We start from the raw sequence: 12,690 nt of genomic DNA on the forward strand, positions 1-12,690 counted from the left end.
TTTATTAAATGTACTAGCTAAATAAAAATTAGGTAGTAAATATGAAAAATTGCTTTTCAAGGTTGTTATTACCTAAAGTCTAGAAAATATTCGCCTAATATTAAAAATTTCATTTACCGTAATTTCGGAAATTTCTGAATTTAGTAAAGAAAGTGATATGATATAAGGGAATTCAATTTTAAATTTGAATGGAGGCTATCGATGACTATTCATTTAGAAATCGTAACAAGAGAAAATTGGGAAGAAGCTTTAAAACTTGAAGTAGATAGAGAACAATTTAATTTTGTTCCTTCGGTTGCAGTATCTATTGCAAAAGTATATATAAAGCCAGATGGTGAAAAAGTGGAATATATCCCATTTGCCATTTATGATGATCAGAAAATGGTCGGATTTATTATGCATGCTTATGAAGAACATACAACAAATAGTTATTGGATAAATGGTTTTTTAGTTGATAAACAGTTTCAGGGTAAAGGTTATGGTAAATTAGCATTTGCTGAAATGATTAAATGGATTGTGAATAAATTTCAGCAATGCAATGAGATTCGCTTAACAGTTCATAAAGATAATAAATTAGCTATGAATTTATATAAGCAATCCGGATTTAATCCGACTGGTGACTACTTTGGAGAAGAAGCAGTTTGGTATTACATTGTTCAGAGATAACTGAATTTTACGTATGATTAATTTTGAATAATATGTGAACAATTTTTTAAATGATAGGAATTAGTAGCTATTTTCAAGAAATAGTAGGGTATGTCAAAAAGTAGGGATTTTCACGTTATGGAGAAATGGGAACGAAGACTAATTAATACGAAACGAGGTACATTTGAAGTATTTTGCAAAGGTGAGGGAGAGCCTTTATGTGTCACACATAATTACTCTGAATTCAATGATATTGGAGATTATTTTGCAAATTCATTTACAAAATTATTTAAAGTATTTTTAATAAATTTAAGAGAAACGGGTAATTCTGAAAAAGCACATTTTCCTTATGAATTAAGTATGTTAGAAACGATTTTTGATTTAGAAGAAATTAGGAAAGCGTTAGGTTATTCGTCCTGGAGTTTTGCTGGACATTCTACCGGTGGAATGCTTGGAATTATTTATGGGATCTATTTTTCAAATTCTTTAAATCATAATATTATTGTTGGGGCTGCAGCAAGAGACTATGCAACATTTTCAGAAAACTGTATTTATAACAGGGCTCATCCGCAATATAATAATATGCAAGAATTAATTGAAAGACTAAAAAGTAACCAATTATCTAATGAAGAAAGAAAAGCGCTATCAATTGAGCGGACAAAGCTTTCTTTACATAAGCCTGAACGATATTATGACTATTTTAATTTACCAATCTCTAAAAAAATGTCAGCAATTCGACTTAATTATTTTAATCGGGAATATCAAATATACGATGTAACAAAAAAGTTAGCATTAATAAGCTGTCCAACTTTAATCATTTGTGGCAAACATGATGTACAATGCCCAATCGAATATTCAGAAGAAATGGCTGAAGGAATTGAAAATTCGAAATTAGTCATTTTTAATGAAAGTAATCATTATCCATTTTTAGAAGAGAAGGAATTATTTTTTAAGGTAGTAAAACAATTTATTAAAAAATCGACTGTAAGAAGTTGAAAGAATGTTTAAATGAAGTCAAAATAAGTACAAATAATATATAGCAATTTAATGATTTCTTTCAACCTCATTATACCCTAGTTAAATTAAGCAAGTAGGTATAGGAATGGGGAAGCGACAGAAGATTATTAACTAAATTAAGGAATACAGAAATTTTAGTTAATAATCAGCCCAATCATGATTCCAAAGCGATTCAAATGAATCGTTTTTTATTTTTTTGAATTGTTAAAAAAAGGTTAATTCATGGTAAAATATTTTTAATATAAATTATTAATATTTGTATTTGAAAATAATTAACTTCATATTTAAGGAGCATACAAAATGAATTTACCAATCCTTTTCGCTATTATTGCGTTAGTTCTATCATTAGTCTGTGGTTCTGGATTTAGCCCATTATTAATAACAAATGTTTTATTAGCCTTAATCGCAGGTATATTATATGAACGAAGAGAAGAAAAACAAGTTAATGAATAATTTACAAAAGCTGGAGGACTAAAGTTGTTAACCATTTATTTAACAAGACATGGTGAAACGGTGTGGAATATCGAAAATCGATTACAAGGCTCAAAAGATTCCGAACTTACTGCTAGTGGGATTAGTGATGCTAAATTATTAAGTGAAAAATTAGCAAAAGTGAATTTTAGAAAAATATATACTAGTTCGAGTAAACGTGCAGTAACAACTGCAAATATTTTAAAAAACAATCCCACAATTCCAATTATTGAAGAAGATGATTTAAAAGAGATTAATTTTGGTGATTGGGAAGGGAAAACGAAACAAGAAATTAATGCGGGCTTTGAAAATGAATTCGAATCGCTATGGAAAACACCACATTTATACGATCATAGTCCACATCAAGGTGAGAGTTTACTAGACTTAAGAGCAAGAGTAGGTAATGTTATCCAAAATATTTTAAATTCAAATGAAGAAGGAAATATATTAATTGTTACACATGCAGTTGTATTGGCGACAATTGTAGCTCATTTAAAGCAATCACCAAATGAAAAATTATGGGATCTACCTTATGTCCATGGAACAAGTTTAACGGTTATTAATTTTGATGAAGATAAAGAGTTGGAATTTAAAGTACTTTGCGATACAACTCATTTAGATCGTATTTAATGTTTTTACTAAAATATGTTAGCCTACCTAATTTAAAATATAGGTAGGCTATTTTAATGATTAAATTGATTGGAAAGATTTTTCATTTTTATTGAATTTGTTAACTTCTTGATCAATCACCTTAATTAATAGGATTGTAACGAATACAAAAATAACGTCTATAAAATAGATTAATAAGTTTAAATAAGTTTCCTGTAGCATAATGCCAAGCATTGCTCCCATCATACCACCCATAATTCCCGCAGTTATACCTTCTAGTACAGCCATTAATGATAATGGTTTACCTGTTAAGTATCCTATTAATATGCCTGCAGTCATTGAAATAATTGTAGGAATGGTCAAATCTGTATTCCGAAAAATAATACCAAAGATTGTACCAATTGTAACACTTGTCATCATTGAATTCGTCATACTGATCATTTTTCCGGCTGTACAAGAAAGTTTTTCTTTTTTTCTATTTGCGATTAAGATGACATATGATGAAAGTAGTACAGTTAAGACAATGCTAGCCCATTCTAAGAACATTAAGTTAAACTCCTCCCTATGTAGGATTCTTAGTTGTTTGAGTTATAACGTTCAATTATATGTTGAAAAAGCTTAATTGTATGAATGAGATTTCAATAATTTTATTTTTGCTTTTACATTTATATCACAAATTTAATTATCCGTTTTAAGTAAAGTAAGGGTGAGGATTTTATTTAAAAAGGAGTGATGTTAATGAAGAAATTCTTTTACATATTCATAACTATGTTATGTATTTTACTAATTTGTTCTGGCTGTGGAAAAAAGGCTGAAATTAAATCGAGCCCTTTTTTAGATCATATTCAATTATCAATTAACGAAAAAAGATTAACAAATAAAAAACATACACATGTGTATCAAGTAAATTTAGTAGATTCAGATGGTAAAGAAGTAGATGTAGATTCGATTAATTTTAAAATGGAAATGAAAAGTATGAATCATCATGTTGAAGCGAGTATGAAGAAAATAAATACAGGTAGATATGAAGTGAGCTTGGAACTGCCGATGGAAGGTACTTGGAGTAAACAAATTATCATAAAAGAGGGTAAAAATGAACGTAAAGTAACATTTAAATAAGGAAGAATAAGAAAAAGATAGTAAATTTAGTAAACTAGACTATTTTTACTATCTTTTTTTGAATGCCAGATTCTGTTATTAATAATTAATCCACAACAATATAACCAATCATTGGTGCTCCATCATGAGAGTGAGTATCACAAATTAATCGGTATGTACCTTCTTTTTTAAAGAATAAAGGTACTTCAGTCGTTTTACCTTTAACAACTACACCCGTGATATTTGTTCCTTCGATATGGAAACTATGTTCTTTTCCATTTATTCCATGAATTTTTAGATTTACTTTTTGGTTTTTTTCAACAACGATCGTACCTGGATCCCATCTATAAGCTTCAATTTCTGTTCCATCATCTAGCTTTGTACTGAATTCGGCTGTAATCATATCGATGTCTATTGTTTTTACATGTTGCTGCTCTACTGCAGTCTGAACTGAATTTGGTGTTAAGTAATACCAACCACTTAATCCAATTACTACAAGGAGAAAGCAAATTAATAACCATTTTTTCTTAATAAAAATAAAGTGCATAAGACACCTCCAAAATTAATTTCATATTATAAAATATGCTTATCCTATTAATAACTTGTCTACTAATTCTACATTCATAATTTACATAATTATTTCTATTTTTCATAATGTATAGAAGGGATTCATTACTAAATTTGGATTATTCAAGAATGGTAATCTACTATATAATGGAAATATAGTAATTTTTTTGGAGGGGATTTGATGTTTAAAAAAGTACTAGCTAGACTAGGAATTGGAGCAGCTTCGGTAAATACAATTATTCATACAAGAGATTTATTTCCAGGAAAAAATGTTGAAGGTGTAGTTGAAGTTAAGGGTGGTTCAGTTGCACAAGAAATTAATCATATTGGGCTTAAGTTAAAATCATATGCTAAAAAGAAAAGTGGAGACGATGAGGTAAACGTTAAAATTCAATTGCATGAAGAACGTGTATCTGGAAAAATGAAAATTGAAGCGAATGAAGAAAAAGTAATTCCTTTTTCGTTCCAATTGCCATTTTACACACCGATTACAATAAGGCATGGCCAGGTTTGGATTGAAACTGATTTAGATATCGATTTAAGTATTGACCCAACAGATACTGATTTCTTAAAGGTTCTTGCACATGAAGAATTAGCAAACTTTGTAGAAGCATTTAAAATTCTTGGCTTCCGTTTACGTCAGGTCGAGGTGGAGTCTCAAAAAGGTCGATTCTATCAAGAGTGGGAGTTTGTTCCTAACTCTAAAAGAGAATGGCGATTTGATGAAATTGAATGTATGATCGAACCGAATAAAGATGGACTGTTTATGATGATAGCAGTAGATAAAGCTGGTTCATATCGTGGTTTAACAGGCTTACTACAAGAGTCATTCGGGTTAGATGAAAAGAAAACATCTCTTAGTTTTAAAAATGAGCAACTTAAAGATGTACAATCAGTTGCAAATTCGGTTAGGGCGTTTTTACAACAATATAATTGATAAAAAAGTAAAATAGAGTTTTTGTCTCTTGCTTTTAAATTTTTACATTATCATAAATTCTCATTCTTTAGACTGAATTTAAATGGAATTTTTAATAAAAACTATCCGTAAAAGAATTTATAGAATACATTAGTATTTATTAGAAAAAATTAACATTTTTATGTTGAAAAGGAGATTTTATGAAGTCTAACGTTAAAAATATGAAATGGATTTCAGGTGGTTTTGAAGCATTACTCGGGATACCTGTTTTAGGTGGCTGGATCGTTTTTGGTTTTGGTTATACGCCATTATTTATAGCTTTAATCCTCCACATTATTACACTCGTTTTAGCGAAAAAGGCTGGCGTCTCTGCGATTGGAAATATTTTTGGGATCATAACTTCTTGTCTTGCATGGATTCCGATATTAGGTATGATTTTGCATATTCTATCAGCCATTTTTATTTTAATTGGTGCAGCGACTCAACGTTCAAAATAGAGTGATTTATAAGTAATATATAATTGGTAACTAAGAACAAGACTAACGTCAGGTTAGTCTTTCATTATTTTTAAGAAAGAGTGATAAAGTTGGTCTTTTTCTTAATCAGTGGTTTTTTCATTCTTCTTATTCTAGGAATCGTTTTAATAATAAAGGGTTTTTTAGTAAAAGGACTAATATTGATTAGTATAAGTATCGTTTTTGGAATTATTATGATTATTTACTATGAACGGAGAAGACAGAATAGGAGATTCGATTGGTGTGATTGCGGTGATTTTGGTTATATACCAGATTGTGACTTGCCTGATTGTCATCATCACATGCCTGATTGCACACCGGATTGTGCACCTGATTGTGATTGTAGCCCAGATTGTCCAAGCTAATAGGGGGATTATTTTTGATTTTGAATTGGATACCATGTCATCGTAAAAAAGAAAGGTCATTTCATATAGGCTCTTATACTTTTCCACTTTGTGCAAGGTGTACTGCCATACTTCTAGGTTATTTGTTTCTTCCTTTTCTATTTATGATTTCTTCCTTTATACTTTGGTGGTACATTCCTATTTTAATGACTCCGTTATTGATTGATGGGTATACACAGAAATGGAAATGGAGAGAAAGTAATAATTCCTTACGTTTCATAACAGGATTCTTATTTGGAATTGCTCAAACAATGTTGATTGTAAGGTCTGTTTTATTTTTGATAAAAATTCTTATATAACTTCTTTATCAAGCTAATGAATTTTTTTCTACCTGATTGGTTAAAGTAACATTTAGATTCTTTACTAAGGAGGATTAAAAAATGGAAGATACACATGAATTTGTCGAAAAATTACATGAAAAACAAAGAAAAGACCAAAAAAATAAAGAACACCAAGGTAATGGAACACCAAATGAAAAATTACCTACTAAGCAACATGGAACAAATAAATAATAAATGTTTTACTAGCCGTGGTAATTAACATGGCTAGTTTTATTTTGTTAAAAGAAAGGAAGACATCTAAATGTCTTCCTACTCCTTAATTATCCTTTTTTACCATCTATGTGCCTTAGCGTTGCTTCTTAAAATGATCGTGTTCTGAGACTCCATAGTATGTCCATTGACTTGTGATTTAGCATGTTTAGGTCTAGTCCAATTGTGGTAAAATTTCTGAGAATGAGGATCTAAATGATTTTTTAATGTCATGTTTGATTCACCTCTAAGATAATTTAGGATATCTTTGATATTCAATTGAATATCGTTGTTAGTATTTGAAAATTAGTTGAAAAAGATACTATTTTAAAACACTAAAATTATTTAGATCTAATTTAAGATGAGATATTGAAATTAAGAATATAAATTAACTTCATATTTTTAGGTGAAAATAGAATTTCATTTAAGAAAATTGTTAAATCTAAAATTTAATGGTAATTAATGAGCGTTTTAATTGATTATCCATCGTATCGTTTATTATTATTTTAAGTAATAGAAAAAAACATTTTGTTAAGTTGCTGAAAGATGAAGGCAATTTTCAATTAGAATTAAACACTAATGTATTAACTAAAACAATGATGTATTTTCAAAGAGGAGATTATTTAAATTTAGAAATATTTTTTTCAATTTATTCAAAGGGGAAACCGGGATGGATATTCAAAATGAGGTCTTACAATTTAAAATGGATATAGGTGTTAAAAAACCTGATAGTATTAAAAATAAAGAAGTTAAATGCCCATTTTGTGATCGTGAAAACTTAACGGATATTATCGATACTTCTGGCTCAATCATTTTTTTAAAAAATAAATTTCCAACATTAGAAGATACTTTTCAAACTGTTATTATTGAAAGCGATGATTGTGAAGGAGATCCTTCGAAATATTCGTTAACACATTTGACAGAATTATTAGTCTTTGCAATTGATAAATGGGGTGATATGGAATCGACAGGAGAATACAAATCTGTTATTTTATATAAAAATCATGGCCCATTATCTGGGGGAACACTAACTCATCCACATATGCAAATTGTTGGCTTGAAAAATATTGATTACAACAAAAAGGTAACAGATGTGTATTTCGAAGGGATTACCATTTCGTCGGATAATGGATATGAATTAAACATTTCTACTCATCCAATTATGGGATTTAGAGAATTCAATATACTAATTGATGATCAGAAATTTATTCCACAAATGGCCGTCTACTTACAAACGGTTACACATTATTTACTTAACCATTTTTATAAAGGACTTCAAAGCTATAATTTATTCTTTTATAAATGGAAAGGGAAAATTATTTGTAAAATTATTCCTAGATTTGTTGTTTCACCATTATTTATCGGGTATTCAATTTCTCAAGTGTCTAACCAGTTAGAAGTACATAAAGATCAAATACTTAGTCTTTACCAAAAAGAATTAGAGGGATTATCTTCAATTTAAAAAGAGCTTACGCGTTGTTGTAAGCTCTTTTTTATATTGTTGAGATTTTTTTAGTAGAACTTGCCTAGATCAACTTCCTTGTATCTATAATCTGTTTATTTAATGAATAATTCGTTTTTTAACTCTCTAATTTGTTCAATATGACGTTTTTCATGAACACCTATAAAAGGAATCCATTGTTTTAAATTGATTTGTCCAAAGATGGGATGCGGTATGCCTTTATCATCCAATTTATGATCTTTAGTTAGTTCAACAAATTCATGTAGTGATTTTCTAGATTGGTTCAATTTCTCAGTCATTTCCATTTTAGTAATGAATTGATCAATTGGTTCAAAATGAGGTGGAGAGGTTATTTTTTTAGTACGATCAGTTACTAGGTGAATTGGCTTATCTGGAATAACTTCACTAGGTGCTTCATTAAATGTTCGTGTCATTAGCTTTACTAATTTAGATTCCATTAAGTATAAATGGTCAAGAACTTGCATAATGGACCATTTTTCATTATTTACCTTCTTATTTAACTGTTCATCTGATAAATGTTCAATAACTTCCATCAGTTCTTCACGAATTTGGATATTTTCCTTCAAAAGATATTCCCCATTTCTATTTTAATAATTGTAAACCAAAATTTTTTACAAGACTCTATGAATCTAAAATTTGAGTATTACTTATTTAGATAAATATTATGAGTAATCATAAGAAATAATATAAAAAACAAATAGTAATTCTTATTTTTAATTTAATGTAGCTTGTAAATTTTTACAAATTTGAACGGTTTTGAATGAGTTTGAATGATTTAGATTGTTATTGAATGTTTTTGGAAGAAAATGATTGATTTTTTATTTTTGGTGTCTTATACTTGGTTTTATGAAAGGATGAATTTTATGTTAACTCCGGAAAGACAACAATTCATTATAGAGATGATAAAGAGAATGGGTATTGTGAAATTGAGGGATATCGTAGAGGCTACAAATACTTCTGAGTCGACAATACGACGTGATTTAGTTGAGCTTGAGTCTCTTAATCTCTTAAAAAGAGTTCATGGTGGTGCAGCTTCAATCAATAGCAAAGCCACTGAGTTGAGTATGACTGAAAAAACATCCAAAAACGTTCAAAGTAAAAAATTAATCGCCGGGCTTGCAGTAACTCAAATTAATGAAGGCGATTGTATATATTTAGATGCTGGAAGTACGACATTTGAAATGATTCCTTTATTAAAGGGGTTAGATGTAACAGTCGTTACGAATGGATTAATGCATGTTGAAGCACTTTTTGAAAATGAAGTGTCTGCATATCTTATAGGTGGAAAAATGAAAGGGCATACAAAAGCATTGATTGGGAGTATGGCTTCTGAAAGTCTAAAGAATTATCGGTTTGATAAATGTTTTATTGGGGCGAACGGTATCCATCCCGAGTTTGGTTATACTACGCCAGATCCTGAAGAGGCGTTTGTTAAGAAAACAGCCATCTCTATTTCAGAGAAAGTATTTATAATAGCTGATTATAGTAAATTTGGCGAAACAAGTTTTGCAAAGATTGGTGAAATTGAAGAAGCGATTATTTTAACGGACGAAATAGATGATGTACTAGCTAAACAATTAGAGGAAAAAACATCTTTGATAAAGGTAGTGAAATCATGATTTATACAGTAACACTTAATCCTTCAATTGATTACATCGTTGAAGTTGACGATATCGGGTTAGGAAAAATTAATCGGATGAAAAGGGAAAATAAATTTCCTGGTGGTAAAGGAATTAATGTTTCAAGAGTTTTGAAAAGATTAGATGTCGAAAGCATAGCACTTGGTTTCGTTGGAGGTTTTACAGGAGATTTTATTAAAAATGTGTTGGAAAATGAAAGAGTTACGTCTGACTTTGTTCAAGTGGAAGGCGATTCTAGAATTAATATAAAATTAAAATCTCAATTAGAAACTGAAATTAACGGACAAGGACCTGCAATTTCCGAGGAAAAATTAGATCAATTTTTTTATAAACTAAAACAAATTAAAAAAGGTGATTATGTTGTATTAGCTGGTAGTATCCCTAATACATTACCATCTGATTTATATGAACAATTGACTTTGTGGGGACAAGAAAATGGGATTCATATCATTGTTGATGCAAGTGGAAAAGTACTTTTAGATGTAGTTAAACATCGTCCATTTTTTATCAAGCCAAATCATCATGAATTAGGTGACCTATTTGATGTCAAAATTACTTCAATTGAACAAGCAATCCCGTACGGTAAAAAGTTAGTTAAATTAGGTGCTCAAAATGTAGGAATATCGTTTGCAGGTGATGGAGCGATTCTAATTACAGAGTCTTCCGTTTATGTTTCAAATGTTCCAAAGGGAGAAGTAATTAATTCAGTTGGTGCAGGTGATTCACTTGTGGCTGGTTTTGTTGGTACTTATGTAAAAACAAATAATATTGAAACGGCATTTAAAGTAGGTGTTGCATCAGGTAGTGCGACCGCTTTTTCAGAGGATTTAACAAAAAGAGAGAAAATTGAAGAATTACTTAATCAAGTAAAGATTGAAAAAGATTAGGGGGGACGAAATATGAGAATCACAGAATTATTAAAAATAGATACAGTTCTCATTGATTTGAATTCATCATCAAAAATGTCAGTAATTGATGAATTAATACATGTTTTAGATGTTGCAGGGAAATTAAGCGATCAACAACAGTTTAAAGAAGCGATTTTAACACGTGAGGGTCAAAGTACTACAGGAATTGGAGAAGGTATTGCAATTCCACATGCTAAGACTGCGGCGGTTAAGACTCCTGCAATTGCATTTGGTCGATCAAAAAATGGGATTGATTATGAATCACTTGATGGTCAACCAGCTCATTTATTTTTTATGATTGCAGCTAGTGAAGGAGCAAATAATGCGCATTTAGAAACATTATCTAGATTATCTTCACTATTGATGGATGAAGAATTTCGAGGCTCATTATTAAGTGCAAAAGATGCAAATGAAATTATTCAATTAATCGATCTAAAAGAAAAATCGTTAAATGATGAGAATGTAGAACCAGTTATAGAAGATTCTTCACGTCCACTAGTCCTTGCAGTAACTGCCTGTCCAACAGGTATTGCTCACACTTATATGGCGGCTGATGCTTTAAAGGCAAAAGCAAAGGAATTAAATATTGATTTAAAAGTTGAAACGAATGGATCAACAGGAATAAAAAATGAATTAACAAAAGACGAGATTAATAGAGCAGCAGCTATAATCGTAGCAGCGGATAAACAAGTTGAAGTAAATCGCTTTGATGGAAAGCATGTCATCCAAGTTCCAGTAGCAGATGGTATTCGTAAGTCAAAGGAATTGCTTGAAAGAGCTGTTAAACAAGATGCACCAATTTTTCATGCTAATCAAAATGGTGGTGGCAGTTCTTCAACAAATCAAGGTTCGGGAATATACAAGCACTTAATGAATGGTGTAAGTAATATGTTACCTTTTGTAGTTGGTGGAGGAATTCTAATTGCGTTAGCATTTGCTTTTGGAGGAATTCATACAAAAGGTCCAGTTGCTGAATTACTAATGAAAATTGGAGGAACTGGTGCTTTTAGTTATTTGGTTCCTATTTTAGCCGGTTTCATAGCAAGTTCGATTGCCGACCGACCTGGATTTGTACCAGGGGTTGTTGGTGGATTTTTAGCTTCAAGTGCTGGCGCAGGATTCTTAGGTGGTTTAATAGCTGGTTTCTTAGCAGGTTATGTTGTACTTGGACTAAAGAAAATATTTTCTAAGTTACCTAAATCATTAGAAGGTATTAAGCCGGTTCTATTATATCCAGTATTTGGATTATTAATTACGGGTATTTTAATGGAATTAGTTGTAAATCCTCCTGTAACATATTTAAATTCAGCTTTAACACATTGGTTAAGTAGTTTAAATGGTGGAAACGCTGTATTGTTAGGATTAATTTTAGGTGGAATGATGGCAGTAGATATGGGTGGCCCTATAAATAAAGCTGCATTCACATTTGGTATCGCTGCAATTGCAGCAAATAATTTTGCACCACATGCTGCTGTAATGGCAGGTGGTATGGTACCTCCATTAGGTATTGCTTTAGCTACTACACTTTTCAAATCAAAGTTTACTGAAATGGAACGTAAATCAGGTATTACAAACTATATTATGGGGATTTCTTTTATAACAGAAGGAGCGATACCATTTGCTGCTGCAGACCCAGTAAGGGTAATTGTAAGTTCTGTTGTAGGTTCTTCAATCGCTGGTGGACTTGCAATGGCATTTGGTATTACATTACCTGCGCCACATGGTGGAGCTTTTGTTATACCGTTAGTAAATAAACCAGTATTGTATTTACTAGCTATATTAATTGGCTCAATGATCACAGCGATCATGCTTGGAATTTGGAAAAAAAGAGTAAATGAAGAATAATTAAGTACAATAAAAAGGCGACCTTAAAGTCATTACTTTGAC

At 30.5% G+C, this 12,690-nt stretch carries 18 protein-coding genes; 14 read left to right on the plus strand and 4 right to left on the minus strand.

What is annotated here, in order from left to right; translation table 11 throughout:
• Positions 1–201 precede the first annotated feature (201 nt).
• The 4 genes from BED47_RS01780 (at position 202) to BED47_RS01790 (ending at position 2,763) form a co-directional block, all read left to right on the plus strand.
• Positions 202–666 carry a GNAT family N-acetyltransferase gene (locus BED47_RS01780; protein ID WP_069032105.1) on the plus strand — a complete coding sequence of 155 codons (465 nt, stop codon included), beginning with the start codon at positions 202–204 and terminating at the stop codon, positions 664–666.
• Between the two features lie 117 nt (positions 667–783).
• On the plus strand, positions 784–1,641 hold the full coding sequence (locus tag BED47_RS01785) for an alpha/beta fold hydrolase (RefSeq protein WP_069032106.1): 858 nt from the start codon (positions 784–786) through the stop codon (positions 1,639–1,641).
• Between the two features lie 321 nt (positions 1,642–1,962).
• Positions 1,963–2,115: a hypothetical protein gene (locus BED47_RS23550; RefSeq protein WP_175403430.1), complete on the plus strand. Its 153-nt coding sequence runs from the start codon at positions 1,963–1,965 to the stop codon at positions 2,113–2,115.
• A gap of 24 nt (positions 2,116–2,139) precedes the next feature.
• Positions 2,140–2,763 (plus strand): histidine phosphatase family protein, encoded by a 624-nt coding sequence (locus BED47_RS01790; protein WP_069032107.1) that lies wholly within the window; start codon positions 2,140–2,142, stop codon positions 2,761–2,763.
• Between the two features lie 60 nt (positions 2,764–2,823).
• Here the strand turns inward: BED47_RS01790 and BED47_RS01795 are convergent, their stop codons facing one another.
• Positions 2,824–3,288, minus strand: coding sequence for a hypothetical protein (locus BED47_RS01795; RefSeq protein ID WP_069032108.1), 465 nt, complete (start codon positions 3,286–3,288; stop codon positions 2,824–2,826).
• A 192-nt stretch (positions 3,289–3,480) separates the two neighbouring features.
• Here BED47_RS01795 and BED47_RS01800 point away from each other — a divergent pair, with 192 nt between their 5' ends.
• Complete coding sequence (locus BED47_RS01800; protein ID WP_069032109.1) at positions 3,481–3,861, plus strand: FixH family protein; 381 nt, start codon at positions 3,481–3,483, stop codon at positions 3,859–3,861.
• A gap of 85 nt (positions 3,862–3,946) precedes the next feature.
• On the opposite strand, the gene BED47_RS01805 is transcribed toward BED47_RS01800, so the two are convergent.
• Positions 3,947–4,387: a cupredoxin domain-containing protein gene (locus BED47_RS01805; protein ID WP_069032110.1), complete on the minus strand. Its 441-nt coding sequence runs from the start codon at positions 4,385–4,387 to the stop codon at positions 3,947–3,949.
• A gap of 201 nt (positions 4,388–4,588) precedes the next feature.
• Here BED47_RS01805 and BED47_RS01810 point away from each other — a divergent pair, with 201 nt between their 5' ends.
• The 5 genes from BED47_RS01810 (at position 4,589) to BED47_RS01825 (ending at position 6,754) form a co-directional block, all read left to right on the plus strand.
• Positions 4,589–5,344: a sporulation protein gene (locus BED47_RS01810; RefSeq protein ID WP_069032111.1), complete on the plus strand. Its 756-nt coding sequence runs from the start codon at positions 4,589–4,591 to the stop codon at positions 5,342–5,344.
• Positions 5,345–5,523: 179 nt separating this feature from the next.
• On the plus strand, positions 5,524–5,820 hold the full coding sequence (locus tag BED47_RS01815) for a hypothetical protein (RefSeq protein ID WP_069032112.1): 297 nt from the start codon (positions 5,524–5,526) through the stop codon (positions 5,818–5,820).
• 179 nt (positions 5,821–5,999) lie between these two features.
• A complete protein-coding gene (locus tag BED47_RS23395) occupies positions 6,000–6,203 on the plus strand; it encodes a hypothetical protein (protein WP_139116323.1) in 204 nt (67 codons plus the stop codon).
• Positions 6,204–6,217: 14 nt separating this feature from the next.
• Positions 6,218–6,541, plus strand: coding sequence for a DUF2085 domain-containing protein (locus BED47_RS01820; protein WP_069032113.1), 324 nt, complete (start codon positions 6,218–6,220; stop codon positions 6,539–6,541).
• An 81-nt stretch (positions 6,542–6,622) separates the two neighbouring features.
• On the plus strand, positions 6,623–6,754 hold the full coding sequence (locus BED47_RS01825; RefSeq protein ID WP_056466015.1) for a DUF4023 domain-containing protein: 132 nt from the start codon (positions 6,623–6,625) through the stop codon (positions 6,752–6,754).
• A gap of 99 nt (positions 6,755–6,853) precedes the next feature.
• Here the strand turns inward: BED47_RS01825 and BED47_RS01830 are convergent, their stop codons facing one another.
• Positions 6,854–7,006: a YpzG family protein gene (locus BED47_RS01830; RefSeq protein ID WP_069032114.1), complete on the minus strand. Its 153-nt coding sequence runs from the start codon at positions 7,004–7,006 to the stop codon at positions 6,854–6,856.
• Positions 7,007–7,448: 442 nt separating this feature from the next.
• On the opposite strand from BED47_RS01830, the gene BED47_RS01835 reads away from it, so the two are divergent.
• Positions 7,449–8,234 (plus strand): DUF4931 domain-containing protein, encoded by a 786-nt coding sequence (locus tag BED47_RS01835; RefSeq protein WP_439097765.1) that lies wholly within the window; start codon positions 7,449–7,451, stop codon positions 8,232–8,234.
• Positions 8,235–8,329: 95 nt separating this feature from the next.
• Here BED47_RS01835 and BED47_RS01840 read toward each other — a convergent pair whose 3' ends face one another.
• The gene (locus BED47_RS01840) at positions 8,330–8,821 is read right to left on the minus strand and encodes a DinB family protein (RefSeq protein WP_084006711.1); all 492 of its coding nucleotides are present in this window, start codon (positions 8,819–8,821) and stop codon (positions 8,330–8,332) included.
• 297 nt (positions 8,822–9,118) lie between these two features.
• Between BED47_RS01840 and BED47_RS01845 the strand changes: the two genes are divergently transcribed.
• The 3 genes from BED47_RS01845 to BED47_RS01855 are packed head-to-tail and all read left to right on the plus strand — an operon-like array spanning position 9,119 to position 12,648.
• Entirely contained in the window at positions 9,119–9,874 is a 756-nt protein-coding gene (locus tag BED47_RS01845; RefSeq protein ID WP_069032116.1) for a DeoR/GlpR family DNA-binding transcription regulator, read from the plus strand.
• Positions 9,871–10,782, plus strand: coding sequence for a 1-phosphofructokinase (gene pfkB, locus BED47_RS01850; protein ID WP_069032117.1), 912 nt, complete (start codon positions 9,871–9,873; stop codon positions 10,780–10,782). The genes BED47_RS01845 and pfkB overlap by 4 nt, the downstream gene beginning before the upstream one ends.
• Positions 10,783–10,794: 12 nt before the next feature.
• Positions 10,795–12,648, plus strand: a complete 1,854-nt coding sequence (locus BED47_RS01855; RefSeq protein WP_069032118.1) for a PTS fructose transporter subunit IIABC — start codon at positions 10,795–10,797, stop codon at positions 12,646–12,648.
• The last annotated feature ends 42 nt before the right edge of the window (positions 12,649–12,690 follow it).

This window comes from Gottfriedia luciferensis (genome assembly GCF_001712755.1).
GTDB classification, from domain to species: domain Bacteria; phylum Bacillota; class Bacilli; order Bacillales; family Bacillaceae_G; genus Gottfriedia; species Gottfriedia luciferensis_B.

Coding starts and splice junctions, on each gene's coding strand:
- BED47_RS01785 (WP_069032106.1), top strand. CDS start 784: ATGGAGAAATGGGAACGAAGACTAATTAATACGAAACGAGGTACATTT.
- BED47_RS23550 (WP_175403430.1), top strand. CDS start 1,963: ATGAATTTACCAATCCTTTTCGCTATTATTGCGTTAGTTCTATCATTA.
- BED47_RS01845 (WP_069032116.1), top strand. CDS start 9,119: ATGTTAACTCCGGAAAGACAACAATTCATTATAGAGATGATAAAGAGA.
- pfkB (WP_069032117.1), top strand. CDS start 9,871: ATGATTTATACAGTAACACTTAATCCTTCAATTGATTACATCGTTGAA.
- BED47_RS01800 (WP_069032109.1), top strand. CDS start 3,481: ATGAAGAAATTCTTTTACATATTCATAACTATGTTATGTATTTTACTA.
- BED47_RS01810 (WP_069032111.1), top strand. CDS start 4,589: ATGTTTAAAAAAGTACTAGCTAGACTAGGAATTGGAGCAGCTTCGGTA.
- BED47_RS01825 (WP_056466015.1), top strand. CDS start 6,623: ATGGAAGATACACATGAATTTGTCGAAAAATTACATGAAAAACAAAGA.
- BED47_RS01855 (WP_069032118.1), top strand. CDS start 10,795: ATGAGAATCACAGAATTATTAAAAATAGATACAGTTCTCATTGATTTG.
- BED47_RS01830 (WP_069032114.1), bottom strand. CDS start 7,006: ATGACATTAAAAAATCATTTAGATCCTCATTCTCAGAAATTTTACCAC.
- BED47_RS01805 (WP_069032110.1), bottom strand. CDS start 4,387: ATGCACTTTATTTTTATTAAGAAAAAATGGTTATTAATTTGCTTTCTC.
- BED47_RS01815 (WP_069032112.1), top strand. CDS start 5,524: ATGAAGTCTAACGTTAAAAATATGAAATGGATTTCAGGTGGTTTTGAA.
- BED47_RS01795 (WP_069032108.1), bottom strand. CDS start 3,288: ATGTTCTTAGAATGGGCTAGCATTGTCTTAACTGTACTACTTTCATCA.
- BED47_RS01780 (WP_069032105.1), top strand. CDS start 202: ATGACTATTCATTTAGAAATCGTAACAAGAGAAAATTGGGAAGAAGCT.